Origin of the sequence: Pseudomonas brassicacearum, assembly GCF_000585995.1 — a bacterium.
Classification (GTDB): Bacteria; Pseudomonadota; Gammaproteobacteria; order Pseudomonadales; family Pseudomonadaceae; genus Aquipseudomonas; species Aquipseudomonas brassicacearum_A.
In genome coordinates this window covers 4951041-4976244 of record NZ_CP007410.1, presented here as the reverse complement: position 1 = coordinate 4976244, position 25204 = coordinate 4951041, and the positions used below count along the sequence as shown (strand labels likewise).

27 protein-coding genes and 1 pseudogene are annotated in these 25204 nt (G+C 61.3%); 11 read left to right on the top strand and 17 right to left on the bottom strand.

Going from position 1 to position 25204, the window contains the following annotated elements; translation table 11 throughout:
* Positions 1-24: 24 nt before the first annotated feature.
* The 3 genes from CD58_RS21220 to CD58_RS21210 all read right to left on the bottom strand — a co-directional run bounded on the left by CD58_RS21220 (position 25) and on the right by CD58_RS21210 (position 2837).
* On the bottom strand, positions 25-654 hold the full coding sequence (locus CD58_RS21220) for a LysE family translocator (RefSeq protein WP_025214976.1): 630 nt from the start codon (positions 652-654) through the stop codon (positions 25-27).
* A gap of 62 nt (positions 655-716) precedes the next feature.
* On the bottom strand, positions 717-2066 hold the full coding sequence (locus tag CD58_RS21215; protein ID WP_025214975.1) for an NCS2 family permease: 1350 nt from the start codon (positions 2064-2066) through the stop codon (positions 717-719).
* A gap of 333 nt (positions 2067-2399) precedes the next feature.
* Positions 2400-2837, bottom strand: a complete 438-nt coding sequence (locus CD58_RS21210; protein WP_025214974.1) for a MarR family winged helix-turn-helix transcriptional regulator — start codon at positions 2835-2837, stop codon at positions 2400-2402.
* Between the two features lie 81 nt (positions 2838-2918).
* Between CD58_RS21210 and CD58_RS21205 the strand changes: the two genes are divergently transcribed.
* On the top strand, positions 2919-4085 hold the full coding sequence (locus tag CD58_RS21205; RefSeq protein WP_025214973.1) for a PLP-dependent aminotransferase family protein: 1167 nt from the start codon (positions 2919-2921) through the stop codon (positions 4083-4085).
* A gap of 154 nt (positions 4086-4239) precedes the next feature.
* On the opposite strand, the gene CD58_RS21200 is transcribed toward CD58_RS21205, so the two are convergent.
* From CD58_RS21200 to CD58_RS21180, 5 genes are all read right to left on the bottom strand, one after another.
* A complete protein-coding gene (locus CD58_RS21200; protein WP_025214972.1) occupies positions 4240-4611 on the bottom strand; it encodes a glutathione S-transferase N-terminal domain-containing protein in 372 nt (123 codons plus the stop codon).
* A 103-nt stretch (positions 4612-4714) separates the two neighbouring features.
* Positions 4715-5260, bottom strand: coding sequence for a GTP cyclohydrolase I FolE (gene folE / locus CD58_RS21195; RefSeq protein WP_003204506.1), 546 nt, complete (start codon positions 5258-5260; stop codon positions 4715-4717).
* A gap of 77 nt (positions 5261-5337) precedes the next feature.
* On the bottom strand, positions 5338-5895 hold the full coding sequence (locus tag CD58_RS21190) for a Smr/MutS family protein (protein WP_025214971.1): 558 nt from the start codon (positions 5893-5895) through the stop codon (positions 5338-5340).
* 74 nt (positions 5896-5969) lie between these two features.
* Positions 5970-6290, bottom strand: a complete 321-nt coding sequence (locus CD58_RS21185) for a hypothetical protein (protein ID WP_025214970.1) — start codon at positions 6288-6290, stop codon at positions 5970-5972.
* A gap of 130 nt (positions 6291-6420) precedes the next feature.
* Entirely contained in the window at positions 6421-7011 is a 591-nt protein-coding gene (locus tag CD58_RS21180) for a cysteine hydrolase family protein (protein ID WP_025214969.1), read from the bottom strand.
* A gap of 254 nt (positions 7012-7265) precedes the next feature.
* On the opposite strand from CD58_RS21180, the gene prmB reads away from it, so the two are divergent.
* Positions 7266-8174, top strand: coding sequence for a 50S ribosomal protein L3 N(5)-glutamine methyltransferase (gene prmB, locus CD58_RS21175; protein ID WP_025214968.1), 909 nt, complete (start codon positions 7266-7268; stop codon positions 8172-8174).
* A gap of 183 nt (positions 8175-8357) precedes the next feature.
* On the opposite strand, the gene CD58_RS21170 is transcribed toward prmB, so the two are convergent.
* Together CD58_RS21170 and CD58_RS21165 are read right to left on the bottom strand one after the other, a co-directional pair.
* Positions 8358-9146 (bottom strand): hypothetical protein, encoded by a 789-nt coding sequence (locus CD58_RS21170; RefSeq protein ID WP_025214967.1) that lies wholly within the window; start codon positions 9144-9146, stop codon positions 8358-8360.
* Between the two features lie 108 nt (positions 9147-9254).
* Complete coding sequence (locus CD58_RS21165; protein WP_038436704.1) at positions 9255-10220, bottom strand: alpha/beta hydrolase; 966 nt, start codon at positions 10218-10220, stop codon at positions 9255-9257.
* Between the two features lie 142 nt (positions 10221-10362).
* On the opposite strand from CD58_RS21165, the gene aroC reads away from it, so the two are divergent.
* Genes aroC through mtnC form a run of 5 tightly spaced genes read left to right on the top strand, consistent with a single transcriptional unit; the run spans position 10363 to position 14503 of the window.
* Entirely contained in the window at positions 10363-11454 is a 1092-nt protein-coding gene (gene aroC, locus CD58_RS21160; RefSeq protein WP_025214966.1) for a chorismate synthase, read from the top strand.
* 34 nt (positions 11455-11488) lie between these two features.
* The gene (locus CD58_RS21155) at positions 11489-12634 is read left to right on the top strand and encodes an MFS transporter (RefSeq protein ID WP_025214965.1); all 1146 of its coding nucleotides are present in this window, start codon (positions 11489-11491) and stop codon (positions 12632-12634) included.
* Positions 12631-13251 carry a methylthioribulose 1-phosphate dehydratase gene (locus CD58_RS21150; RefSeq protein WP_025214964.1) on the top strand — a complete coding sequence of 207 codons (621 nt, stop codon included), beginning with the start codon at positions 12631-12633 and terminating at the stop codon, positions 13249-13251. The genes CD58_RS21155 and CD58_RS21150 overlap by 4 nt, the downstream gene beginning before the upstream one ends.
* 18 nt (positions 13252-13269) lie before the next feature.
* Positions 13270-13815, top strand: coding sequence for a 1,2-dihydroxy-3-keto-5-methylthiopentene dioxygenase (locus CD58_RS21145; protein WP_025214963.1), 546 nt, complete (start codon positions 13270-13272; stop codon positions 13813-13815).
* Between the two features lie 4 nt (positions 13816-13819).
* On the top strand, positions 13820-14503 hold the full coding sequence (gene mtnC / locus CD58_RS21140) for an acireductone synthase (RefSeq protein ID WP_025214962.1): 684 nt from the start codon (positions 13820-13822) through the stop codon (positions 14501-14503).
* Positions 14504-14622: 119 nt separating this feature from the next.
* On the opposite strand, the gene CD58_RS21135 is transcribed toward mtnC, so the two are convergent.
* Complete coding sequence (locus CD58_RS21135) at positions 14623-14901, bottom strand: DUF3509 domain-containing protein (RefSeq protein ID WP_025214961.1); 279 nt, start codon at positions 14899-14901, stop codon at positions 14623-14625.
* Positions 14902-15261: 360 nt separating this feature from the next.
* On the opposite strand from CD58_RS21135, the gene CD58_RS21130 reads away from it, so the two are divergent.
* The 4 genes from CD58_RS21130 (at position 15262) to CD58_RS21115 (ending at position 18747) form a co-directional block, all read left to right on the top strand.
* Positions 15262-17088 carry a long-chain-acyl-CoA synthetase gene (locus CD58_RS21130; protein ID WP_025214960.1) on the top strand — a complete coding sequence of 609 codons (1827 nt, stop codon included), beginning with the start codon at positions 15262-15264 and terminating at the stop codon, positions 17086-17088.
* Positions 17089-17182: 94 nt separating this feature from the next.
* Positions 17183-17701, top strand: a complete 519-nt coding sequence (locus tag CD58_RS21125) for an ankyrin repeat domain-containing protein (RefSeq protein ID WP_025214959.1) — start codon at positions 17183-17185, stop codon at positions 17699-17701.
* A 252-nt stretch (positions 17702-17953) separates the two neighbouring features.
* Positions 17954-18484 (top strand): hypothetical protein, encoded by a 531-nt coding sequence (locus tag CD58_RS21120; protein WP_025214958.1) that lies wholly within the window; start codon positions 17954-17956, stop codon positions 18482-18484.
* Between the two features lie 71 nt (positions 18485-18555).
* A complete protein-coding gene (locus CD58_RS21115; protein ID WP_003223221.1) occupies positions 18556-18747 on the top strand; it encodes a PLDc N-terminal domain-containing protein in 192 nt (63 codons plus the stop codon).
* A 59-nt stretch (positions 18748-18806) separates the two neighbouring features.
* On the opposite strand, the gene CD58_RS21110 is transcribed toward CD58_RS21115, so the two are convergent.
* The 6 genes and pseudogenes from CD58_RS21110 to hyi form a co-directional block, all read right to left on the bottom strand.
* Complete coding sequence (locus CD58_RS21110; RefSeq protein ID WP_025214957.1) at positions 18807-20012, bottom strand: MFS transporter; 1206 nt, start codon at positions 20010-20012, stop codon at positions 18807-18809.
* A gap of 225 nt (positions 20013-20237) precedes the next feature.
* Positions 20238-21236: a sulfate ABC transporter substrate-binding protein gene (locus CD58_RS21105; protein WP_025214956.1), complete on the bottom strand. Its 999-nt coding sequence runs from the start codon at positions 21234-21236 to the stop codon at positions 20238-20240.
* Between the two features lie 94 nt (positions 21237-21330).
* Positions 21331-22155 (bottom strand): ion transporter, encoded by an 825-nt coding sequence (locus CD58_RS21100; protein ID WP_025214955.1) that lies wholly within the window; start codon positions 22153-22155, stop codon positions 21331-21333.
* A gap of 21 nt (positions 22156-22176) precedes the next feature.
* Positions 22177-23080 (bottom strand): annotated as a pseudogene (locus tag CD58_RS21095) (urea transporter).
* Between the two features lie 180 nt (positions 23081-23260).
* Positions 23261-24151 carry a 2-hydroxy-3-oxopropionate reductase gene (locus tag CD58_RS21090; protein ID WP_025214954.1) on the bottom strand — a complete coding sequence of 297 codons (891 nt, stop codon included), beginning with the start codon at positions 24149-24151 and terminating at the stop codon, positions 23261-23263.
* Positions 24152-24307: 156 nt separating this feature from the next.
* Positions 24308-25090: a hydroxypyruvate isomerase gene (gene hyi / locus CD58_RS21085; RefSeq protein WP_025214953.1), complete on the bottom strand. Its 783-nt coding sequence runs from the start codon at positions 25088-25090 to the stop codon at positions 24308-24310.
* Positions 25091-25204: the final 114 nt, after the last annotated feature.

Here is a 25204-nt window from a genome sequence, read left to right as displayed (position 1 = left end):
AGCCCGATGTAAATAACCCAAGGCTCAATGACTGGACAGTAAAGAGGCTGCGCCCGCGCCGCCAAATAATCCGGCACTGATGCGGTTGAACCAACTCTGGCCTTTCCCCGTACGCAAATACCGCGCGGCACCATGGGCGCCGAGGCCGTAGGCCAGCTTGCACAGCAGGTCGAGCACGGTCCAGGTGGCGATCATGATCAACAGTTGCGGGAGGAACGCTTGCTCAGCGCTCAAGAACTGAGGCAGGAAAGCGGCAAAGAACAGGATGTCCTTCGGGTTGCTGGCGCCCAGCACGAACGCCCGGCCGAAGAGGGCGCGAAAGCGCGGGGCGGCAGCGGCCTGGGGCACTTCGGCGCCTTGGGCGGGCTGGCGCGATTGCTGCCAGCTCTGCCAGGCGAGGTAGAACAGGTACAGCGCACCAACGATCTTCAGGGCGCTGAACAGTTGCTCCGAGGCTATCAACAACGCACCGAGCCCCAACGCCGACGCGCTCAACAGGCAGATCGAGGCGATCACCCCGCCGAGGAACGCCGGGTACGAGCGACGCAGGCCGTAGTTCAGGCTGTTGCCGATCATCAACAGCGACAGGGGGCCGGGGATGAGGATCACCACCAAGGCGGCGCCGCTGAACAACAGCCAGGTTTCCAGATTCATTGCTTGGTCCTTAGGTACAAAAGCCTCAACCGAGGGATGAGGCGGGTGGCTAGGTGTATCGCTTACAAGAAGATGAACTTGGCGATGAAGATCGCGCAGAGCACCCACAGGCTGACGGAGATTTCCTTGTGTTTACCGGTACCGGCCTTGAGCACCACATAGGTGATGAAACCCAGTGCGATACCGTCCGCGACCGAAAACGTCAGCGGCATCATGATGGCCGTGACGATGGCGGGGATACTGTCGGTCGGTTCGTCCCATTCGATGTGGGCCATGCCGCCCATCATCAGCATGGCGACATAGATCAACGCGCCAGCGGTGGCATAGGCCGGGATCATCCCGGCCAGCGGCGCGAAGAACATGGCGGCAATAAATAGCACACCGACGGTCACGGCGGTAAGCCCCGTGCGGCCACCAGCGGCCACACCCGCGGCGCTTTCCACGTAGCTGGTCACCGGTGGTACGCCGACCATGGCGCCGAACACGCTGGAGGCGCTGTCGGCTTTCAAGGCGCGGGACAGGTTCTCGATCTTGCCGTCGGCTTTCACCAGTCCGGCGCGCTGGGCAACGCCCATCAGGGTGCCGGCGGTGTCGAACATGTGCACGAACAGGAAGGCCAGGACCACGCTGATCATGCTGACGTTGAACACACCGGCTACGTCCATCGCCATCCAGGTCGGTGCCAGGCTCGGCGGTGTCGACATGACGCCGTTGTACTGCACCAACCCCAGTCCCCAACCGGCCAGGGTCACGGCGATGATGCTGATCAGGATCGCGCCGAATACCCGGTGATAACTGAGCACGGCGATCATCAGGAAGCACACCGCAGCCAGCAGCGGACCGGGCTCACGCAACGAGCCGAGCTTGATCAGGGTCGCGGGGCTGTCCACGACGATCCCGGCGGTTTTCAGGCCAATCAGCCCGAGGAACAAACCGACCCCCGCGCCCATGGCGAACCGCAGGCTCACCGGAATGCTGTTGAGCAGCCACTCCCGGACCCGCGACAGGGTCAGGAACATGAACAAGACACCGGAAACGAACACCGCGCCCAACGCAGTTTCCCAGTTGTAGCCCATGGTGCCGACCACGGTGTAGGTGAAGAACGCGTTCAGGCCCATGCCTGGCGCCAGGCCCACCGGCCAGTTGGCGTACAGCCCCATCAACAGGCAACCCAGGGCAGCGGCGATGCAGGTGGCAACGAAGGCGGCGCCGTGGTCGATGCCGGCGTCGGCCATGATGTTGGGATTGACGAAAATGATGTAGGCCATGGTGATGAAGGTTGTCAGGCCGGCAATCAGCTCGGTCTTCACCGTGGTGCCATGCACGCTGAGTTTGAAGAGGCGTTCCAGCCAGCCACTGCGCAGTGGCGGCGAAAGGTCCAGCGTCTGGGCTTCGGGTTTGCGGCTTTCCACAGCGAGTACTCCTCAAGAGTTTTATTGTTATTTCCAGCTCCGCACCCTCCCTGAGAAGGTTGGCGAGGCTTTGAGGCGGTAAGGCTGGCGAAGTTTGTTGACTTGTTGGTCAGGAACTCGCACGAAGCGAATTATGCTTTTGTATACAAATAAAGCAAATAATGTTTTCTGTTTTGTCGACGAAATGTCTGGCGATAGGGATATATCGCCCTTGCGGGCGCTATCGCGAGCAAGCTCGCTCCCACAATGGGCTGTGGTGAAATGCAAGATGTGTGTCTGGCGACGTCCTCTATGGGAGCGAGCTTGCTCGCGATAGCGTCGGACCAGACACCTTCAGTCGCCAGACTTGCCCAGCGCCAGATTCACCGCCAACCACCCACTCACCGCTTCCTCCCCAGCCTCGGCAAACACCCGCTCCAGCAACTTCACCTGCTCACGCCGCAACGCCTGCTCGAAGCGCTCGCCCTCGGCGGTCAGTTCCAGCAGCCGCTTACGCTTGTCCGTCTCGGACGCAACACTGTTCACCAGGTGCATTTCCATCAACTGCCGCAGAGGCATGTTCAGCGCTTGCTTGCTCACGCCAAGAACCGCCAGCAACTCTTTCACGCTCAGGGACGGGTAGCGGGCGATAAAAAAAACGATGCGCTGGTGCACCCGGCTCAAACCCCGGCGCTCGAGCATTTCATCGGCCTTGGCGGTGAACGCCTGGTAGCCGAAGAAGAACGCTTCCATGGCCATTTGTTGGGCGGTTGGGTTTTTAAGGTCAAGCATATTGACGTATCCACGGAGGTCGGAGTAATTTCGGTCAACCAGTTTGACTCATTTTTCCAGCGACCCGCTACAGGTGACCCCATGGCTTTTTCCGAACGTGTCTCGCGCCTCAAAAGTTCTCTGATCCGAGAAATCCTCGCCGCGGCGCAGCGCCCGGAAGTGATGTCGTTCGCCGGGGGCCTGCCGGCCGAAGCCATGTTGCCGAAAGTGGACTGGGCGGCCATGCCGGTGTCCATGGGCCAATACGGCATGAGCGAAGGGGAGCCGGCCCTGCGCGAAGCTTTGGCGGCGCAGGCGCGCTCGCTGGGCCTGGCCTGTGAAGCGAGCCAGGTGCTGGTGGTCAGCGGCTCCCAGCAAACCCTCGACCTGGCGGCCAAGTTGCACATCGACGTCGGGACTGAAGTGATGTTGGAAGCGCCCACTTACCTGGCGGCGTTGCAGATTTTCCAGCTGTTTGGCGCCGATTGCATCACGGTGCCCCTGGAAGCCGATGGCCCGGACCTGAACCAGTTGCGGGCTCGGCTGGAGCGGCATCGGCCGGCGTTCATCTACCTGATTCCCACCTTCCAGAACCCGTCGGCGGTGCGCTACAGCGAGGCCAAGCGCGATGCGGTGGCGGCTCTGCTGGACGAGTTTGGCGTCACCCTGGTTGAGGACGAACCGTATCGTGAATTGACCTTTGACGGCGGCAGCGCCACGCCGATTGTCAGTCGCTTGCGCAAGGCCAGTTGGATCTACACCGGCACCGTGTCGAAGACCCTTCTGCCGGGACTACGGGTGGGTTACCTGATCGCCAGCCCGGATCTGTTCCCGCACCTGCTGCGGCTCAAGCAGTCGGCGGACCTGCACACCAATCGCATCGGCCAATGGCAGGCGCTGCAATGGATCGGCACCGAGCAGTACCGCCACCACTTGAGTGAGTTACGGGATTTCTACCGGGATCGTCGCGACCGCTTCCAGACCGCCCTGGAGAAGCATTTTGCCGACCTCGCGGACTGGAACGTGCCCCAGGGCGGGCTGTTTTTCTGGCTGACCCTCAAGCAACCGCTGGACACCCGCACCTTACTCGCCGCCGCACTGGCTGCCGACGTAGCGTTCATGCCGGGGGAGCCATTCTTCCCCGAACCGGACCAGCATCCGGGGCACCTGCGTTTGAATTTCAGCCACATCGACCCGGCGCGGCTGGATGAAGGGCTCAAGCGGTTGGCGGGGGTGGTGCGGGAGGCGTTGGCTGCAAAAGCGGCTTGATATCAGGAGGTTTTGCAGTGGTCTTGCTGGCCCTATCGCGAGCAAGCTCGCTCCCACAGGGGGCCGGTGTTGATTGAAAATCTGCAATCATCCACAAATCCACTGTGGGAGCGAGCTTGCTCGCGATGAGGCCAGTAGCCACAGTAGAAAATTGTCAGGCTGCAGAGAACCGCTTATCCAGATACTCAATGATCACCTTGGACTCATACATCCAGGTGGTCTTGCCATCTTCTTCAATACGCAGGCACGGCACTTTGATCTTGCCGCCTTGTTCCAGCAACGTCTGGCGATCCTGCGGGTTGTTTTTTGCATCGCGCAGGGCCACCGGTACGTTGAGGCGGCGCAAGGTGCGGCGGGTCTTCACGCAGAAGGGGCAGGCGTGGAACTGATAGAGCATCAGGCTGCGGGCCGCTTGATCCACTTGCGATTGGGCCTCGGCCGGGCGCTGTTTCTTGCTTGGGCGAGTGATGAAGTCGATGAAGATGATGAGCTGGCCCAGGCCAACTCGAAGCGCTTTGACGATCACGGTATAAGCCTCGCGGCAGGGAAGAAGAGGGCGCGCAGCTTACCTGATTTTTCACGGACGAAAAAAAACCGGCGATCAATGCCGGTTTTCTTCAAGGGACAGGTTACTTGATGAGGCTGAGGAATTCGCTGCGGGTGGCGGCGTTTTCCCGGAACTCGCCGAGCATCACCGAGGTGATCATCGAGGAGTTCTGCTTTTCCACACCGCGCATCATCATGCACATGTGCTTGGCCTCGATCACCACCGCCACGCCCAGGGCGCCGGTCACTTGCTGGACTGCGTCGGCGATCTGGCGGCTGAGGTTTTCCTGGATCTGCAGGCGACGGGCGTACATGTCGACGATGCGGGCAACTTTCGACAGCCCCAGCACCTTGCCGCTCGGGATGTACGCCACATGGGCCTTGCCGATGAAAGGCAGCAAATGGTGCTCGCACAACGAGTACAACTCGATGTCCTTGACCAGCACCATCTCGCTGTTGTCGGAGCTGAACAAGGCACCGTTGGTGACTTCTTCCAGCGTCTGTTCATAACCGCGGCAGAGGTACTGCATGGCCTTGGCAGCGCGCTTGGGCGTGTCGAGCAGGCCCTCGCGGGAAACGTCCTCGCCCAATTGGCCGAGAATCGCGGTGTAATTCTGTTCCAGAGACATGAAACTACCTGTGGGATTTTACGCAAAGGGCAAGGGTACGGTGGCGGACACGGCGCTGCAAGCTCGGCAATCGGGCGCTACTCGTCGCGGCCTTCCATCATGGTGCGCTTGAGCATCACGTACACCGCCCCGGCTCCGCCGTGTTTCGCCTGGCAGGAGGTGAAGCCCAGCACTTGCGGGTGCTGGCGCAGCCAGGTGTTGACGTGGCTCTTGATCATCGGGCGCTTGCCGTCCAGTCGCACGGCTTTGCCGTGGGTGACGCGCACGCAGCGGATTTCGAACTTGGTGGCTTCGGCCAGGAACGCCCAAAGGGTTTCCCGGGCCTTTTCCACGGTCATGCCGTGCAGGTCCAGGCTGCCTTCGAAGGGGATCTGGCCGACCTTCAGCTTGCGCATCTGGCTTTCCTGGACACCGTCGCGCGCCCACATCAACTCGTCTTCCGGTCCTACGTCGATCACGAACTGATCGGACAAACCGTCTACGGTCGTGGCATCGGTACGCACGGTGGCGGCCTGGCGCAGCTTGGCGATCTGTGCACGATCGGCCTTGGGTTTGCCGGTTTCGGCGCGATCGTGTTTGATCGGTTTTACGCCCTGGATCGCACTTTTGAACAGGGAAAAGTCGTCGTCTTGCATGTCAGCCTCCGCGAAGGCCGGCCAGTTTACCCAACTCCTGGCGGATCAGGCGCGACAAAACGTCGGATGGCGGGTCAGTCGTGCTTTTTCATCAGGTGTGGAGCCATGGCCAGCTCCAGGGATTGGCGGGCGCGACGGCGGCAACGGCGCCAGAGCCAGACGCCCAGTAGCAAAACGAGAAGACCGATCGCCAGAATGACCGCCGAACCGAGCGGGGTGGCGTTCAGGTCGCCCATTGCAGGCGGGCGACCCAGCAGGCTGGCGGCACCGGCCATCGCCAGCAGTACACCGAGCGTTGCCAGGAGCGCAGCGATTGCCGCGCCGAAACGAAAACGCCAGTTGCTCGGGCCCTTGGGCCGTAAGCGACGTGCGTCAAAACCATCGGATAACTTCATTCCGACCTTCCTCAATGGGTATCGGCCCTTCGACCGGAAGATGTTCGGGTTGTTCCTGAGGCTAGGGTAATTGCGGCAAATGAGAGGGATTGGCGGATGAGCGGCGCAGCGGGCCGCTCATCCAAGGGTGTCAAGTGAAGTCGCGGGTCAGGGCCAGGGTGGCGAAGTTGTCCGCCATGATGGCCATTTCGGTCTGGTGTACGTGTTCGGCGCTGAGGACGCCGCCCTTGTGCGGCAGGTCACGGGTGGCACAGGCATCTTCCACCAGGGTGCAGCGAAAGCCCAGGTTCTTGGCGGCGCGCACGGTGGTACTGACGCTGGAGTGGCTCATGAACCCGCAGACGATCAGGTCCAGGGGGCCGAGGTCTTCCAGGCGTTTTTTCAAATCGGTGCCATGGAACGCACTGGGCAGCAGTTTTTCGATCACGGTTTCGTCGCCCTGGGGCTCGAGGCCCGGAATGAATTCCCCGCGTTCGCCCTGTGGATCGAACAGCCCGCCATGGGTGCCCAGGTGGCGCACATGCACGATCGGCCGGTTGGCGGCACGGGCCGCACCGAGCAATTGCTTGATGTTCGCAACGGCCGCATCCATGCCACTCAAGGCCAGGGGCCCGGCGAGGTATTCTTTCTGGGCATCGATGATGATCAACGTCGCTTGGCTCAGATTGGCCGCCGCGTAACCACGGCCGCTGAGTTGAAACATCGTTTTTGGAACGGACATTCTGGGGCTCCTTTGGGTGGGGCTTTTGCGACATTGTCCTCTGGCTGAGCGGTTCTGTGAATCGCTTCCATCACAAGGGCCGCCGTTGCTGGCCTACAGCCTTGTCAAGATGCTCGTCTTGTTCAATGGGCTGCGTAAAAAACGGATAAATCCTACGTTTGGTCCGGCGTTTTTCTTTCGGCTTTGAGGCCTGTTTGGGTGGGGCGGCGTTTGGCTGGTAGACTCGCCAGTCGTTTTTTCTGGAGTTTGCCGCCGTGATCACTTCCCGCCTTCGTACCCTGCGCGACCATATCCGTTGGGCCGTCAGCCGTTTCCACGGGGAGGATCTGTTTTTCGGTCATGGCACCGACAACGCGTGGGATGAAGCCCGCCAACTGGTGTTGGGTGCATTGCATTTGCCGTGGGAAATTGCCGATAGCTACCTGGATTGCCGTCTCGAAGACGAGGAGCTGGTCCACGTGCAGCGCTTGCTGCGCCGGCGCATCGCGGAACGCATTCCGGCGGCCTACCTGTTGGGTGAAGCCTGGTTCTGCGGGATGTCGTTCATTGTCGACGAGCGCGTGCTTATCCCGCGTTCACCCATCGGTGAGCTGATCGAAAAGCGTTTTGAACCTTGGCTGGGCCAGGAGCCTGCACGGATTCTCGACCTCTGCACCGGTTCCGGCTGCATCGGCATCGCCTGTGCTTTTGAGTTCCCCGAGGCCGAAGTGGTGCTGGCCGACCTGTCGTTCGAAGCGCTGGAAGTGGCCAATCAGAACATCGAGCGTCATGGTGTCGACGAGCGTGTGTTCACCGTTCAGGGTGATGGTTTCGAGGGCTTGCCTGGGCAACGTTTCGACCTGATCGTGTCGAACCCGCCCTACGTCGACGCGGAAGATTTCGCCGACATGCCGCAGGAGTACCAGCATGAGCCAGAGCTGGGCCTGGCCTGTGGCGATGATGGCTTGAACCTGGTCCGTCGGATGCTGGCCGAGGCGGCCGATCATCTGACCGAGAAGGGTTTGTTGATTGTCGAGGTGGGTAACAGCCAGGTGCATGTCGAGGCGTTGTACCCTGAAGTCGATTTCGCCTGGCTGGATTTCGAGCGCGGCGGGCATGGGGTATTCATGCTCAGCGCCGAGCAATGCCGCCAGCATCAGGGGTTGTTTGCTTCGCGGGTTTGATCAGATCGACGGTGAGCGGCTTTTGTGGCGAGGGAGCTTGCTCCCGCTGGGCCGCGAAGCGGCCCCGAAAACCCGGGCATCGTGATTTTTCAGGGCAATCGCATCCGCCGGTTTTACGGCTGCTGCGCAGCCGAGCGGGAGCAAGCTCCCTCGCCACAGGGTTATGTGTCAAACCGCCGAGAATCAGTGCCGCGTCGCAATCCAGATCAGCAACCCCGCCTGGAACATGGCGAAGGCCACCAGACACGTGATGGTGAAGCGCAGGCCGGCGTCTTCGCGCTTGAACTTGGTGACCTTTTCTTCCTGCTTCTTGAGTTTGACTTCCTGTTCCGCCAGGTTCTGCTCGGCTTGTTGGAGCATCTGCGCGGCTTCGAGGATTTCAACGAACTGCAGTTTTTCGGTGTTCCAGTCCCCCAGCAGATCGCCAACGTGGGTGGGCTTGACGCTGCCTTTGAGGTGCTGGGCGTCGGCGTAGACCACCTCGAAGCCGTGGGCCTTCATGAAATGGTCGCGGCGCAGGCGGGTGTCTTCGTTCAACGCATCTTTATTGTTCAGATCGGCGCCGTCCACCCGGTAACTGGACCAGCGCTTCTTGGCCCAGGTGATACCCTGGGCGGCCAGGAAACGCCCGATGCCACGGTTCATCGGCTCGACTTGCAGGCTTTCCGGAGAAAAAAACAGGCGCTTTTCGACGTGATCGGCCCAGACGTCCAGATGATTCTGTTCCTTGCGCACTCGTTGGCCCGGCAGATGAATGCTCATGCGCAGCAAACTGCGTTCTTTGCTGTGGCGCTCGGCATAGCTGAATTCGACAAACCGCAGCGGCCGCACACCCGTGGCACGGTCGGTCTTGAGCGGTGCCAGGCGGAGCATTTTGTGATGCTCGGCCTGCACATCCGCCCAAGGCTGCTCCACTGCTGGAGCGGTGGGCGTTTCGTCGGCGGTGACGGGTGAAGTTTCAGTTTCAGTCATAACGGCAAAATCCTGTCCAGGCCGGCCCTCGGCAGCCATTGCGCTGTCCGACACCGGGTTATCGGCCGTTTTTGCCGGGACTGGAGAGCCAGTTGCCACTAAAACCGCTTAATGGGCGGCTAACGCGCCAATAAAACTCAGGATATGCGCGCCGAGTTCGGCGGCCAGGGGCAGGTTGGGATCCTTGTAGGAGGCCAATTGCCGTTTCACGTCGTTGGGCACGATGCGCATGACGTGGTTCATGCCTTCGATCAGCGCCAGTTCGGCATCGGGCTTGGCGGCTTTCAATTGCCTGGCGTCATCGATACTGACCTGGATGTCATGGCTGCCCTGGATGATCAAGGCCGGCATCTTCAGCGCCGCGAACGCCTGGGCCGGGTCCTGGCGGAACAACGAGATCAGGTAAGGCTGCACGCTGGGACGGAAAATGACTTGCAGTGGCGCTGGCACATTCTCGTCGAGCCGCCCGGCCTTGAGGCTGTCGAGCAGCTCATTGCTGCGCAACATCAGCGGCGGTGGCAGGCGGTTGCTCAACTGTTGACGCAGGACCTGATCGATTGGCCGGGCGCTGCCGGACACCGAAATCACTGCGGCGGCGTTGGCCTGCGGGGCGGCGAGGCTGGCGATCAACGCGCCTTCGCTGTGCCCCAGGATGACCAGGGGGCCCAGCCGCGGGTCGGCGGCGAGCTTGTGGCTCCAGGCCACAGCGTCCGCCACGTAGGCTTCGACGCTCAGGTTGCGTTCGTCCGGGGTCGCCGCAAGGCTGGCGGCCACTCCGCGCTTGTCATAACGCACGCTGGCGATGTTGTGCTTGGCCAGCACCCAAGCCAGGCGCTTGAGGCTGTCGTTGCGCCCACCGTCGGGGTTGTTTCCGTCGCGATCCGTAGGACCGGACCCGGAAATGATCAGGACAACCGGCACCGGTGTGTCGGACTTGGGCAGCAACAGCGAGCCGAAAAGCTCACCGCTGCCCGTATCGAGGCTGATGGGGCGTTGCAAGACGGTGGCCTGGACCACGCCGGAAAGCAGACCAGTGAACAGGGTAAGACTCAAGGCAAGCACTCTTAACATCATCACGCCATTAGTTGCGAAGGTGCCGGTTGGACTGGCAGGCACCGATAAGGTTCGAGGATGAACTACTCGGGGAGCCTGCGTATACTGGCGGCCATTACGAATCCAAGGTTGAGTCTCTCAGCGATTTCACGGAGCACCCTGCATGTCCGGCAATACCTACGGCAAGCTGTTCAGCGTTACCACCGCAGGCGAAAGCCATGGCCCGGCGTTGGTCGCCATTGTCGACGGCTGCCCGCCCGGCCTGGAGATTTCCCTGGACGATCTGCAGCGTGACCTGGACCGCCGCAAGCCCGGCACCAGCCGCCACACCACCCAGCGCCAGGAAGCCGATGAAGTCGAAATCCTTTCCGGCGTGTTCGAAGGGCGCACCACTGGCTGCGCCATTGGCCTGCTGATCCGCAACACCGACCAGAAGTCCAAGGACTACTCGGCCATCAAGGACCTGTTCCGCCCGGCCCACGCCGACTACACCTACCACCACAAATACGGTGAACGCGACTACCGTGGCGGCGGTCGCAGTTCGGCCCGGGAAACCGCCATGCGCGTGGCGGCCGGGGCGATTGCGAAGAAGTACCTGGCCAGCCAGGGCATCGTGATTCGTGGCTACATGAGTCAGTTGGGGCCCATCGAAATCCCGTTCAAGACCTGGGATTCGGTGGAGCAGAACGCCTTTTTCTGCCCCGATCCAGACAAGGTGCCGGAGCTCGAGGCCTACATGGACCAACTGCGCCGTGACCAGGATTCGGTCGGCGCGAAGATCACCGTGGTGGCCGAAGGCGTGATGCCGGGCCTGGGCGAGCCGATCTTCGACCGCCTCGATGCCGAGCTGGCCCACGCGCTGATGAGCATCAACGCCGTGAAGGGCGTGGAGATCGGCGCCGGTTTTGCCTGTGTCGCCCAACGCGGCACCGAACACCGCGACGAACTGACCCCGCAAGGTTTCCTGAGCAATAACGCCGGCGGCATCCTCGGCGGTATTTCTTCGGGCCAGCCGATCGTGGCGCACCTGGCCTTGAAGCCAACGTCCAGCATCACCACGCCGGGCCGTTCCATCGATGTCCATGGCAACCCGGTGGAGGTCATCACCAAGGGCCGTCATGATCCATGCGTCGGCATCCGGGCCACGCCCATCGCCGAGGCGATGATGGCGATCGTGCTGATGGATCACCTGTTGCGTCATCGCGGCCAGAACGCCGACGTGCGGGTCAGCACCCCGGTGCTGGGCCAGCTTTGATGGTTGGCCAGCCGACCGCCGTGGCCTGACGACCATGGCGGCATTGCCGTACTGGCGGCTCTCCAGTTTCTACCTGTTCTATTTCGCGCTGCTCGGTTCGACGGCGCCGTTCCTGGCGCTGTATTTCGATCACCTGGGGTTCAACGCGGCGCGCATCGGCGAGCTGGTGGCGATTCCCATGCTGATGCGCTGCGTGGCGCCGAACATCTGGGGCTGGCTGGGGGATTACACCGGCCAGCGCCTGGCGATCGTGCGGTTTGGTGCGATCTGCACGCTGTTGACCTTCTCGCTGATCTTCATCGATAAAAGCTACGCCTGGCTGGCGATGGTCATGGCGCTGCACGCGTTCTTCTGGCACGCGGTGCTGCCGCAGTTCGAAGTCATCACCCTGGCCCACTTGAGCGGGCAAACCTCGCGCTACAGCCAGATCCGCTTGTGGGGCTCTATTGGCTTTATCATCACCGTGGTGTTGCTGGGCCGACTGTTCGAATGGCTGAGCCTGGACATTTATCCGCTGGCGTTGGTGCTGATCATGGCCGGGATCGTGTTCGCCAGTTTCTGGGTGCCCAACGCCCAGCCAGTGCAGGGGCCACGGGTGGCGGGGGACGGCTTTTTGCGGCAACTGCGCAACCCTGGCGTGCTGGCGTTCTACACGTGCGTGGGGCTGATGCAGGTGAGCCATGGGCCGTATTACACCTTCCTGACGTTGCACCTCGAGCACCTGGGCTACAGCCGTGGTTTGATCGGGCTGCTCTGGGCCGTCGGCGTGGTGGCCGAAGTGTTGATCTTCCTGCTGATGAGTCGGATCCTCGCGCGGTTTTCCGTGCGCCGGGTACTGCTGGTGAGTTTCCTGCTGGCGGCGTTGCGCTGGCTGCTGCTGGGATCATTGGCTGAATTTCTCTGGGTGCTGCTGTTTGCCCAGGTGTTGCACGCGGCGACCTTCGGCAGCTTTCACGCCGCTGCCATTCATTTCGTGCAACGTAGCTTCGGTCCCCGTCAGCAAGGCCAGGGCCAGGCGCTGTACGCGGCGCTGGCCGGCACGGGCGGGGCCTTGGGTGCGTTGTATTCCGGCTACAGCTGGAATGCCCTGGGCGCCACTTGGACGTTCAGCATCGCCAGCCTCGCAGCCTTCGCTGCAGCCGTTATCATTGCCACACGTATGCAAGAGGACAGGCCATGAGCCTTACCCGTGAACAGCTCGCCCGGGAAATCATCGACGCCGGGCGTTTTTTGTATGGCCGCGGCTGGTCCCCGGCCACCAGCAGCAACTATTCGACCCGGCTTGCCCCTGACCAGGCCTTGCTGACTGTGTCCGGCAAGCACAAGGGGCAACTGGGCCTGGACGATGTGCTGGCCACCGACCTGGACGGCAACAGCCTGGAACCGGGCAAGAAACCGTCCGCCGAAACCCTGCTGCATACCCAGCTGTATCGCTGGCGGCCGCAGATCGGTGCCGTGCTGCACACCCATTCGGTGAATGCCACGGTGTTGTCGCGCCTGACCGCCGAAGCCTTCATCGACTTCGAAGACTATGAACTGCAAAAGGCCTTCAGCGGTATTTCGACTCACGAATCCCGGGTCCGCGTGCCGATTTTCGACAATGACCAGGACATCGCCCGCTTGGCCGCCAAAGTGCAGCCCTGGCTCGAGGCACACCCCGATTGCGTCGGCTACCTTATTCGCGGTCACGGCCTGTATACCTGGGGGCCGGGCATGAACGATGCACTGCGCCAGATCGAAGCGTTCGAGTTCCTGTTCGAGTGCGAACTTAAGACCCGCGCACTCCTGAACCGTTAATTTGCTGGAGCCATAGCCATGAGCAGCCTGTCCGTCTACCACGTCTCAAGCCCTGACATCCCGAACAAGGTGCTGACCCATTTCGAAGACATCGCCTCGACCCTGGCCGAAAAAGGCGTGCATTTCGACCGTTGGGAGGCTGCGGCGAAAATCCAGCCCGGCGCCAGCCAGGACGAGGTCATCGCCGCCTACCAGAGCCAGATCGACCGCTTGATGACCGAGCGCGGCTATGTCACGGTCGATGTCATCAGCCTCAACAGCGATCACCCGCAAAAAGCCGAGCTGCGCGCCAAGTTCCTCGACGAGCACCGCCATGGTGAAGACGAAGTGCGATTTTTCGTCGCCGGTCGCGGCCTGTTTACCCTGCACCTCGACGATTACGTCTACGCCGTGCTGTGCGAAAAGAATGACCTGATCTCGGTGCCCGCCGGCACGCCCCACTGGTTCGACATGGGCGAGCATCCGCATTTCGTGGCCATCCGCCTGTTCAACAACCCGGAAGGCTGGGTCGCGAAGTTCACCGGCGATGACATCGCCAGCCGCTTCCCGCGCCTGGAGGATTGAGCCCATGCCGATCAAAGCCATCCTCACCGACATCGAAGGCACCACCAGTGCGGTGAGTTTCGTGTTTGATGTGCTGTTTCCCTATGCCGCCAGGCATTTGCCGGATTTCGTCCGGCAGAACGCCGAACGCGCCGACGTGGCCGAACAACTGGCCGCTGTGCGTCAGGACAGCGGAGAGCCGGACGCGGACGTCGAGCGGACCATCGCGATCCTGTTGGGCTGGATCGCCGAAGACCGCAAGGCCACGCCGCTCAAGGCGTTGCAGGGAATGGTCTGGGAGCAGGGGTATCAGGCCGGAACGTTGAAAGGCCACGTTTACCCGGACGCGGTGCAGGCGCTCCAGCGGTGGCACCAGGAAGGTTTCCGGCTGTTCGTTTATTCCTCGGGCTCGATCCAGGCGCAGAAACTGATTTTCGGTTGTTCCGAGGCCGGCGACCTGTCGCCATTGTTCAGCGGGTACTTTGACACTACGTCGGGGCCCAAGCGGGACGTGCAGTCCTACCAGCGCATCAGCGAGGCGGTGGGCGTTGCAGCAGGGGAGATGCTGTTTCTGTCCGACATCGTCCAAGAGTTGGACGCGGCCCGCGACGCGGGCATGGCAACTTGCGGGCTGGCCCGGGAGGGCGGTGAGTTGGCTGGGCATGTCACTGTGGACAGTTTTGCGCGGATCGATCCTTCCAGCTTTTAATGCCCGCAGGCAACAAAAATGCAATGTGGGAGCGGGCTTGCTTGCGAATGCGGTGTGTCAGTCGACAAGGATGTAGCTGATACACCGCATTCGCGAGCAAGCCCGCTCCCACAGAAGGTTCAGGCGCTGTGATAGGTCGGCAGAGCAAAACGATGTTGGCTCTGCAGCAGCGTGATCTGTGGCAGTTCGCTGGCCTGTTCAGCCAGGTCGCGACGGATGGCGCTGATGACCCAGGACAATTGATCCCCGGCGTGCAACTGCGCATAGGAAATCGAGCGTTTCAACTGTTTGCCTTCGCTATTGCGCAATGTCAGCAGGATGCCGCCATCCGGGCGAGCCTGTGTGGTCACTTCGTAGTTGGAAAACAGGGACGAAAATTTTTCTTGAATCATGTTCATATTTGACTGCTCCATGGTTTTGATGGCAAACCGTGGAGGGGTAGTTGCAGTGTCTGTGCCAGCCTTGGCTAGTAATTAAAACCCTTAAAAAACAATCAGTTAGTAATTTCCTGTTTTTTTGCTTTCGTGCATCTTGCATGAATGGCCATCGTGCATCCTGCATTTTGCGTGGTCTGGCGATTTTATTTGGAACCAATTGATCTTCTGGGGCTCACGTTTCGCCCGTCCTGGGCTGCGGATACAAAACATTGCAAAAACCGCGTGTACAGCGCCGGAATCGCTGGCGTACTTTCGCTCCACCATCACCTCCAACCCGATAACAAGAACCCAGGCCCACAAGGTCAAACGGGGAAGACCACCATGAGTCGTACACCCAGCGACGTTATTACCTGGAGCATGATGCTGCGCAAGCTGCCCACCCTTGCCAGAGCCGTTCCCCGGATCATCAAAGGCATGAAGCTCGCCAACGTCCAGGACCCGGCCCAGCCCTGCGGACTGGGTTGGTGTTTCGAGCAGGCCACGCACCGCAATCCACAGGGCCCTGCCTTGCTGTGTGGCGATGCGGTATGGAGTTATGCACAGGTCAACGAGCAGGCCAATCGCATTGCCCACTGCTTGTTGGCGCAGGGCATCGGCAAAGGCGACTGCATCGCGATTTTCATCGAGAACCGTCCACAGTTGTTGATCACCGTGTTGGCGGTGGCGAAGGTCGGCGCGGTCAGCGCCATGCTCAACACCTCGCAGGTGGGCGATGCACTGGTGCACAGCCTGGCGCTGGTGGCGCCGGTCGCCGTGGTGGTGGGGGATGAACGGGTCGCGGCTTTTAACGACGTGCGCGGCCGCACCGCACTGCCGAGCGCTCGAACCTGGTGGGTAGCCGATCAGGACAGCGCCGATGCCCCGCCCGGTTTCGTCGACCTGTTCAGTCGCAGCAACGATTACCCAGGCGATAACCCGGCCAGCAGCCAACAGGTCTTCTTCAATGATCTGTGCCTGTACCTCTACACCTCGGGCACCACCGGGCTGCCCAAGGCCGGGGTATTTCGCCATGGACGCTGGATGCGTACCTCCACCAGTTTTGGCCTGATTGCCCTGGACATGCAGCCCGATGACATCGTGTATTGCACCTTGCCGCTGTACCACGCCACGGGCCTGTGCGTGTGCTGGGGCGCGGCGATCTGTGGCGCATCGGGATTTGCGATCCGGCGCAAGTTCAGTGCCAGTCAGTTCTGGAGCGACGTGCGCCGATACCGGGCGACCACTCTGGGTTATGTCGGTGAGTTGTGCCGGTATCTGGTCGACCAGCCCGCCAGCACCGAAGACCGCCACCATGACGTGAAGAAGATGATCGGCAACGGCCTGCGTCCGGGGGCCTGGTCGGCGTTCAAGACACGCTTCGGCATCGACCACATCTGCGAGCTGTACGCAGCCAGCGACGGCAATATCGGTTTCACCAACGTCCTGAATTTCGACAACACCGTCGGGTTTTCCCTGATGGGCTGGGAACTGGTGCAGTACGACCATGACAGCGGAGCGCCGCTGCGCAACCTGCAAGGGCGGATGCAGAAAGTGCCGAGGGGGGAACCGGGCCTGCTGTTGGCGCGGATCGACGACAAGGCGCCGCTGGACGGCTATACCGATCCGGCCAAGACCGAAAAAACCATCTATCGGGATGCCTTCGTCCTGGGCGACCGCTATTTCAACACCGGTGACCTGTTGCGCAATATAGGTTTTGGCCATGGGCAGTTCGTCGACCGCCTCGGCGACACTTACCGCTGGAAGGGCGAGAACGTTTCCACCACGGAAGTCGAGAACGTGCTGCTGCAACACCCGCAGGTGTCCGAGGCGGTGGCCTATGGCGTGGAAATCAATGGCACCAACGGCCGCGCCGGCATGGCGGCGATCACCCCGGCGGAATCCCTGGCGATGCTGGATTTCAGTGAGCTGTTGCAGTTCCTGCAATGCAAACTGCCGGCCTATGCGGTGCCGCTGTTCCTGCGCATCAAAGTGAAAATGGACACCACCGGCACCTTCAAATATCAGAAAACCCGCCTCAAGGCCGAAGCCTTCGATCCCTGCGTCATGGGTGATGAGCCGGTCTTCGCCTGGCTACCGGGCACTCAGACCTACGTGCGGGTCGACCGGCAACTGGCGACGCAGATCCAGGGCGGGCAATACCGCTATTGATTCTGGCTATGGACGGTGCAGAGAAAAAAGGGATGACAGGCACCGAGTCCGTCGGGAAACTAGCCGCTTTGCAAAGACTTGAGTGGAGTTTCCCATGTCCGATACAAGCCGCCAGATGACCCCGGAAGAGGCTGCGGAGTTTGCCGAGCAGGTGTTCAACGTCGCACGCCAGGGCGACGCCGCCATGATGGCCGCCTTGCTGAGCAAAGGCCTGCCGCCGAACCTGCGTAATCACAAGGGCGACACCTTGCTGATGTTGGCCGCGTACCACGGGCATGTGGAGACCGTGAAAGTGCTGCTGGAACACAAGGCCGATCCGGAAGTGCGCAACGACAACGGCCAGAGCCCGATTGCCGGCGCGGCGTTCAAGGGCGACCTGGCGGTGGTCACGGCGTTGGTGGAAGGCGGTGCGCAGGTGGAAGGTTCTTCCTTCGATGGCCGCACCGCGCTGATGATGGCCGCGATGTTCAACCGGGTGGAAATCGTCGATTACCTGATCAGCAAAGGCGCCGACCCGAAAGCCAAGGATGCCAATGGCGTCTCGGCCCTGGATGCGGCCAAGACCATGGGGGCGGTGGATACCACGGCGCAGTTGGAGAAGTTGTTGGGTTGAGCTCCGCTCAAATGGAGAAGCTTTTGTGGCGAGGGGATTTATCCCCGCTGGGGCGCGAAGCGGCCCCCTCCTAGCTGATAACTCAGTGTGTCAGATTAACTTCAGGGGTTGCTTCGCAGCCCAGCGGGGATAAATCCCCTCGCCACAAAAGACAAAAGCTCCATTGCCACAGATCCTTCTCCAATCCTAATCCGCTTGTGAATGCGCTATCCTGCGCGCCCTCAAAACCCCATTCACCACAGGATCCACCCCATGAACGCCGCTCTCGTCGAACTCATCAGCAAAATCAGCTCCGGCTGCCTGGGCGATGAGGACATTGCGAAAATCGCTGACGAAGCGGCCCAGGCCTATGCCGATCCGGCGGGCTTCCTGGCGGCCAACCCTGATATCAACTACGACGACACCTTCCCGATTTCACTGGGGGAATGGGTGGTGGTGGGCAGCCTGCCGGATACCGTGCTGTTCCAGGCGGACACCTACGTTGATCTGTTCGAGCAGATCGTCGCCTCGTTCGGCCCCAGCGTGGCGTTCAATCTCAAGCCCAAGCAACTGGCGAAAACCGAAGCCCTCACCGCGCTCAACCGCATCCAGATCCAGATGGGCAGCCTGAACAAGGAAAACGGCGGCTACGTGCTGATGAACTTCAGCCAGTTGCTCGACGATGAATTGCAAATGGTGTTGGTGTACGGCAACGATGTGCCGCGGGTCCTGGCGCTGTGTGCTGAAGTCGGTATTGCCGCCGCGCCGTCCCTGGAAGCCCTCAAGGTCGCCGTCCACGTCTGAAGCAATAAAACGGAACCCTCGCTGGCGGCCCGCTATCCTAAGAGTGCCTACCACCATTTGGGAGCGACACCATGGGTTCTACCTTCAACGGCCTGATCGGCCTGATCATCCTGGCGCTCGATATCTGGGCGATCATCAATGTGCTCAAGAGCGGCGCTGAAACCGGGATGAAAATCCTGTGGGTGCTGCTGATCATTCTGTTGCCAGTGTTGGGCCTGATCATCTGGGCGATTGCCGGGCCGCGAGGCAATGTGCGGATTTGACCGCTCCATGAAAATGCCCGGTCGCCTTGAGCGACCGGGCATTTTTTATGCGTGGGGTTTCAGGCCGTGACCAGGGACGGCTTGCGCGAGGCACTCAAGAAGCGCAGCAAGGCCAACAGCGGGAAGGCGCTGCCGATGATCACCACCCACAACCAGCCGCCGTGTTCGTACACCGCGCTGGCAATCGATGAGCCGAACGCCCCACCGACAAAGATGCTGGTCATGTACAGCGCGTTCAGCCGGCTGCGACTCTTGGCATCGAGGGCGTAAATGGTGCGCTGGCCCAGCACCATGTTCATTTGCACACAGAAATCCAGGACCACGCCGGTCACGGCCAGGCCGATGACGCTGTAGAGCGGGTGAATGAAGGCCGGCAGGAAGCTCAGGCTGGCAAACACCATGGCCAGCAGCGAGGCCACCCGGCTATGGCCGGCGTCCGCCAGGCGACCGGCGATGGGCGCGGCGATGGCTCCGATGGCACCGACCAGGGCGAACAGGGCGATTTCAGTCTGGGACAAACCATGGTTGCGTGACAGCTCCAGCGGCACGGCGGTCCAGAACAGGCTGAACGTGGCGAACATACAGGCCTGGTAAAACGCCCGTTGACGCAGCTGCGGTTGTTGACGCAGCAGGGTGCCGAGCGAGCCCAGCAGTTGGCCATAGGAGGCGCTGTGGTCAGGTTGGCGCTTGGGTACGGTCAGCGCCAGGACGATGCTGATCACGGCCATTAATGCTGCGGCGATCATGAACATCGCCCGCCAGCCGAAGTGATCAGCCACGACGCTTGAGATCGGCCGCGCCAGCAGGATCCCCAACAGCAGGCCGCCCATGATCCCGCCGACGACTCGACCCCGGGAGGCCTCCGGCGCCAGGTGCGCAGCCAGGGGAATCAGCACCTGCACCGACACCGAACTGAAACCCACCAGCAACGAAACCAGCAGGAACACGTTGGGTTGATCGGTGAACGCCGCCCCCAGCAGACTGGCAATCGCCACCACGGTGGTGAGGATCATCAGGCGACGATTTTCCAGCAAGTCACCCAGCGGTACCAGGAAAAACAGGCCCAGGGCATAACCGATCTGGGTCAACGAAACGATCAGGCTGGCCATGGTGCTGCTGAGGCCGACGTCCGGTGCGATCAGTTCGATGATGGGCTGCGCGTAATAGATATTGGCGACGATGGCGCCGCAGCAGAAGGCGAACAGCAGGACCATGCCTCGGGTCAGGCTTGTGCCGGCGGGCACGGCAGCGGAATGGGCACTCATGGCAATCTCATCAGTAGCTGGAAAGGATGGCGTGAGGCTAAAGAGTTGCGGGGCTCAGGAACAGGCTTTGGGGCTGATATCAGACATGCTTGTCGTTGATGGTTGCGGCGAACACTGTGTGTGTGGCGAGGGAGCTTGCTCCCGCTCGGTTGCGCAGCAACCGCAAAAAGATAGGGCTGCTACGCAGCCCAGCGGGAGCAAGCTCCCTCGCCACCAAAAGCCTCTTTACTGCCCGCTGTAGATCTGGTCGAAAATCCCACCATCATTGAAGTGAGTCTTCTGCACCGTGCGCCAGTCGCCAAAGGTCTTTTCCACTGAGAGGAAATCCACTTTCGGGAAGCGGTCGGTGTACTTAGCCAGTACGGCGGGGTCCCGTGGACGCAGGTAGTTGGCGGCGGCGATTTCCTGGCCTTCGGGCGACCACAGGTATTTGAGGTACGCCTCGGCAGCTTCGCGGGAGCCTTTTTTCTCGACCACTTTGTCGACCACGCTCACCGGTGGCTCGGCTTCGGCGGAGACGCTCGGGTAGACCACTTCGAACTGGTCCCGGCCGAACTCGCGGGCGATCATCTCGGCTTCGTTTTCAAAGGTCACCAGCACATCGCCGATCTGGTTGGTCATGAAGGTGGTCGTTGCGGCGCGGCCACCGGTGTCCAGCACGGGCGCCTGCTTGAACAGCTTGCCGACGAAGGCCTTGGCCTTGGTTTCGTCACCGCCGTTCTTCAGCACATAACCCCAGGCCGACAGGTAGGTGTAGCGGCCGTTGCCGGAGGTTTTCGGGTTGGGCACGATCACTTGCACGCCGTCCTTGAGCAGGTCGGGCCAGTCTTTCAGCGCCTTGGGGTTGCCCTTGCGCACGATGAACACCGTGGCCGAGGTGAACGGTGCGCTGTTGTTCGGCAGGCGGGTGACCCAGTTCTCGGGCACCAGTTTGCCGTTGTCTGCCAGGGCGTTGATGTCGGTGGCCATGTTCATGGTGATGACATCCGCCGGCAACCCGTCGATCACCGAGCGTGCCTGCTTGCTGGAACCGCCGAAGGACATCTGCACGGTGATGTTTTCGTTGTGTTCAGCCTGCCAATGTTTCTGGAAGGCCGCGTTGTAGTCTTTGTAGAAGTCGCGCATCACGTCGTAGGAGACGTTGAGCAGGGTCGGGGCGGCCTGGGCCAGGCTGCCGAAGGCCAGGCCTGCGGCGAGAAGTGAGGCGCCAAAGAAGTTCTTCACGGCGAATTCCTTTTTATTTGAACGGGGATACGGACAATTAGCTGGCACACTAATGGCAAGCTTATAGACCTTCAAGCATTAAAAAGTACTTTGCTTATTCCAATTTCTTAAACAACGCATTGCCGCAACGGGAGCAAAAAGCCGCCCCGTGTTCGTGGTTGTTTTTACTGCACACCGGGCAATTGTGCTTGAGTTGATCACCGCGCATCGCGGTGGCCAGTTCAGCGGTGAAAATACCCGTGGGCACGGCGATGATCGAGTAACCCGTGATCATCACCAGCGACGAAACCACCTGGCCCAGTGGCGTCTTGGGCACGATATCGCCAAAGCCCACGGTGGTCAGTGTCACGATAGCCCAATAGATACCCTTGGGAATGCTGGTGAAACCATTGCCCGGGCCTTCGATGACATACATCAACGTGCCGAACACAGTCACCAGGGTCGATACGCTGACCAGAAACACGATGATCTTCTGCTTGCTCCCCCGCAGCGCCGCCATCAGGTAGTTGGCCTGCTTGAGATAAGGGCTGAGCTTGAGCACTCGGAAAATCCGCAGCATACGGATGATTCGAATGATCAGCAGGTACTGGGCGTCGCTGTAATACAGCGCCAGGATGCCCGGCACGATCGCCAGCAGGTCCACCAGGCCGTAGAAGCTGAAGGCATAGCGCAACGGCTTGGGTGAGCAGTACAGGCGCAGGCCATATTCGACAATGAAGATGCCGGTGAAACCCCATTCGATGGCAGCTAACAGGGTGGCGTAGTTTTTGTGCACGCTGTCGATGCTGTCGAGCATCACGATCACCAGGCTGGCGAGGATGATCAACAACAGGATGCTGTCAAAGCGCCGGCCGGCCGCGGTGTCGCTCTGGAAAATCAAGACGTAGAGACGTTCACGCCAGTTGTTGCTGCTGTCCATAATCTTCGCCTGAACCAGGAATCAACGAAGCCTAGGGTGATTGCCCCGCCGAGCGCAAGGCGCAGCGTCGAGGCTGGCCTGGTGCCACGCCCGCCCGGTTGCCTGGATCAGCCAGCAGGCCAGGATGAACGGCGCGGTCAACGGCGCCAGGCCAAGGGCGATAAACCCCGGCGCGAGCATCAGCGCCAGGAAGATGCCCGCCCCCGGGTAGCCACGGCCGGCGGTGCTGTTGGCTGAGGGCCAGGGCCACCAGGGCCGGGTTATAGCCACCCAGCCCTGAAAGAGCGACTGTGTGTTCGTGATGCAACAAGGCGAATGCAAGGCCCATGGCCGAACCGATCAGGGCCCAGCCGGCGGCGCGACGGTTGGCCAGCAGCAAGCCTGCGGCGATCAGCGCACCGGCCAGCGGGTGGTCGAGAAACATGACCTGGCCCAATCCGTTCAAATGGGCGGCCAGCAGGTTGGGCATCGTCAGGTCGACCGATTGGGGGGACGACGCTGGCGGGGCAAAACTCAGCAGCAACCAACCCAACCCCACGAAGGGCGCGGTGTAGGCGGGCAGGCATCGAGGGCGGCGGGTCCGCTTGAGCCACTGCTGGACCAGCATCGCACTGAGACCGCCGCTGGCGATGATCAGCGGTGGCAATAAGACCGACCAGGGCAATGCCAGGCTCAACAGCAACCCCAGCAGGATGCCGTTGTAGCTGAACAGCCCGGCCTGCCGATCCGCCTTGGCGTAACCGCGCCGCTGAGCCGTGAGCAAACCGGCCACGCCGCCCAGCAACGCGCCGCCGAACAGGGCCGGAGCGCTGAACAGGATCGCCAGCAGACACAGCAAGCCGCACAGCGGATGACGCTGGAGGAAGATCTGGCTGAAGCCATTGAGCAGGGCGGTGGCCCAATCGGGGCAGTGGGTGTTTGGCATGGTTGGGGGGCTGATGGGGCGAGTCGCCTGGATCGCTGGGATCTATGCTCGGACGATGGACGTGTGGCAGCTCCAATCACTTGTGGGAGCGAGCTTGCTCGCGAAAGCGCAGTATCAGCCAACCCTTCATTGACCGTTAGATCGCCTTCGAGCAAGCCCGCCCACAGGGTGTTGGGAGTGTCAGTGATCGCGAATCGAAAAATTGGCCATGTGTTCCAGACCCTTGATCAGCGCCGAATGGTCCCAGTTGCTACCGCCAATGGCCGCGCAGGTGCTGAACACTTGCTGGGCGTTGGCGGTGTTGGGCAGGTTGATGTTCAGTTCCCTGGCGCCTTGCAGGGCCAGGTTCAGGTCCTTCTGATGCAGGCTGATGCGAAAGCCCGGGTCGAAGGTGCCCTTGATCATGCGCTCGCCATGCACTTCGAGGATTTTCGACGAGGCGAAACCGCCCATCAGCGCTTCGCGGACCTTGGCCGGATCGGCGCCGTTTTTCGCGGCGAACAACAGGGCTTCGGCCACCGCCTGGATGTTCAGGGCGACGATGATCTGGTTGGCGACCTTGGCGGTCTGGCCGTCGCCGTTGCCGCCCACCAGGGTGATGTTCTTGCCCATGGCCTGGAACAGCGGCAGGGCGCGCTCGAAGGCGGTGCTGTCGCCACCGACCATAATGCTCAGGGTCGCGGCCTTGGCGCCGACTTCACCGCCGGAGACCGGCGCGTCCAGGTACTGCGCGCCTGTTTCATTGATCTTCGCCGCGAACGCCTTGGTGGCGGTGGGGGAGATCGAACTCATGTCGATCACCACCTTGCCCGCGCCGACGCCGGTTGCCACGCCATCGGCGCGGAACAGCACGTCATCGACCTGCGGGGTGTCCGGGACCATGACGATGATGAACTCGGCTTCCTGGGCCACTTCCTTCGGATTGGCCAACGCCACCGCGCCACCGGCCAACAGGTCGGCCGGGGCAGCGTCGTGGTGCAGGGACAGGAACAGGCTGTGCCCGGCCTTTTGCAGGTTCAGCGCCATGGGGTGACCCATGATGCCGGTGCCGATGAATCCGATTTTAGCCATGGAAAAATCCTCTTGTTTTTTTGCTACTTCAGGCAAATGGAGAACTGCTTTTCTGTGGGAGCGGGCTTGCTCGCGAAAGCGGTGTATCAGTCACAGATGTGTTGTCTGGCCCACCGCTTTCGCGAGCAAGCCCGCTCCCACAAGGAAAGATCCGGGTCAGATCGCGTTATGGGTTTTCAGCCAGCCCAGGCCGGCTTCGGTGCTGGTCAGCGGCTTGTATTCGCAGCCGACCCAACCCGGGTAGCCGATGCGGTCCAGGTGTTCGAACAGGAAGCGATAGTTGATCTCCCCCGTGCCCGGCTCGTTGCGCCCCGGGTTGTCAGCCAGTTGCACATGGTTGATCTCGCCCAGATGCGCTGACAGGGTGCGGGCCAGGTCACCTTCCATGATCTGCATGTGGTAGATGTCGTATTGCAGGAACAGGTTGGCGCTGCCTACCTGCTCGCGAATCGACAGGGCCTGGGCGGTGTTGTTCAGATAGAAGCCGGGAATGTCGCGGGTGTTGATGGCTTCCATCACCAGCTTGATGCCTTGGCCTTGCAGCCGCTCCGCGGCGTATTTCAGGTTGGCGACGAAGGTTTTCTCCACCAGGGTTTCACTGCAGTTCTGCGGACGAATCCCGGACAGGCAGTTGACCTGGGTGTTGCCCAGCACTTGGGCGTAGGCGATGGCCAGATCGACACCGGCGCGGAACTCCTCGACCCGGTCCGGCAGGCAGGCGATGCCACGCTCGCCGTTGGCCCAGTCGCCGGCCGGCAGATTGAACAGCACCTGGGTCAGGCCGTTGGCGTCGAGCAAGGTCTTGAGCTCGGCAGAGTTGTAGTCGTAGGGGAACAGGTATTCGACCCCCCCGAAACCGGCCTTGGCGGCCGCTTCGAAACGGGCGAGGAAATCCAGCTCGGTGAACAGCATGGACAGGTTGGCGGCGAAACGCGGCATGGTGGTTTCCTATCAGTATTTGGAAGGTCCCTTGTGGGAGCGAGCTTGCTCGCGATGACGGCAGTACAGTCAACATCACTGGCACTGACCCATCGCTATCGCGAGCAAGCTCGC

Coding starts and splice junctions, on each gene's coding strand:
- CD58_RS21185 (WP_025214970.1), bottom strand. CDS start 6,290: ATGAAGTTATCCGATGGTTTTGACGCACGTCGCTTACGGCCCAAGGGC.
- folE (WP_003204506.1), bottom strand. CDS start 5,260: ATGTCTCTGGAACAGAATTACACCGCGATTCTCGGCCAATTGGGCGAG.
- CD58_RS21090 (WP_025214954.1), bottom strand. CDS start 24,151: ATGGCTAAAATCGGATTCATCGGCACCGGCATCATGGGTCACCCCATG.
- CD58_RS21125 (WP_025214959.1), top strand. CDS start 17,183: ATGTCCGATACAAGCCGCCAGATGACCCCGGAAGAGGCTGCGGAGTTT.
- hyi (WP_025214953.1), bottom strand. CDS start 25,090: ATGCCGCGTTTCGCCGCCAACCTGTCCATGCTGTTCACCGAGCTGGAT.
- CD58_RS21115 (WP_003223221.1), top strand. CDS start 18,556: ATGGGTTCTACCTTCAACGGCCTGATCGGCCTGATCATCCTGGCGCTC.
- CD58_RS21135 (WP_025214961.1), bottom strand. CDS start 14,901: ATGAACATGATTCAAGAAAAATTTTCGTCCCTGTTTTCCAACTACGAA.
- CD58_RS21110 (WP_025214957.1), bottom strand. CDS start 20,012: ATGAGTGCCCATTCCGCTGCCGTGCCCGCCGGCACAAGCCTGACCCGA.
- CD58_RS21180 (WP_025214969.1), bottom strand. CDS start 7,011: ATGTCCGTTCCAAAAACGATGTTTCAACTCAGCGGCCGTGGTTACGCG.
- CD58_RS21220 (WP_025214976.1), bottom strand. CDS start 654: ATGAATCTGGAAACCTGGCTGTTGTTCAGCGGCGCCGCCTTGGTGGTG.
- CD58_RS21170 (WP_025214967.1), bottom strand. CDS start 9,146: ATGACTGAAACTGAAACTTCACCCGTCACCGCCGACGAAACGCCCACC.
- CD58_RS21100 (WP_025214955.1), bottom strand. CDS start 22,155: ATGGACAGCAGCAACAACTGGCGTGAACGTCTCTACGTCTTGATTTTC.
- CD58_RS21145 (WP_025214963.1), top strand. CDS start 13,270: ATGAGCAGCCTGTCCGTCTACCACGTCTCAAGCCCTGACATCCCGAAC.
- CD58_RS21155 (WP_025214965.1), top strand. CDS start 11,489: ATGGCGGCATTGCCGTACTGGCGGCTCTCCAGTTTCTACCTGTTCTAT.
- CD58_RS21150 (WP_025214964.1), top strand. CDS start 12,631: ATGAGCCTTACCCGTGAACAGCTCGCCCGGGAAATCATCGACGCCGGG.
- CD58_RS21190 (WP_025214971.1), bottom strand. CDS start 5,895: ATGCAAGACGACGACTTTTCCCTGTTCAAAAGTGCGATCCAGGGCGTA.
- CD58_RS21130 (WP_025214960.1), top strand. CDS start 15,262: ATGAGTCGTACACCCAGCGACGTTATTACCTGGAGCATGATGCTGCGC.
- CD58_RS21165 (WP_038436704.1), bottom strand. CDS start 10,220: ATGATGTTAAGAGTGCTTGCCTTGAGTCTTACCCTGTTCACTGGTCTG.
- CD58_RS21210 (WP_025214974.1), bottom strand. CDS start 2,837: ATGCTTGACCTTAAAAACCCAACCGCCCAACAAATGGCCATGGAAGCG.
- CD58_RS21120 (WP_025214958.1), top strand. CDS start 17,954: ATGAACGCCGCTCTCGTCGAACTCATCAGCAAAATCAGCTCCGGCTGC.
- aroC (WP_025214966.1), top strand. CDS start 10,363: ATGTCCGGCAATACCTACGGCAAGCTGTTCAGCGTTACCACCGCAGGC.
- mtnC (WP_025214962.1), top strand. CDS start 13,820: ATGCCGATCAAAGCCATCCTCACCGACATCGAAGGCACCACCAGTGCG.
- CD58_RS21205 (WP_025214973.1), top strand. CDS start 2,919: ATGGCTTTTTCCGAACGTGTCTCGCGCCTCAAAAGTTCTCTGATCCGA.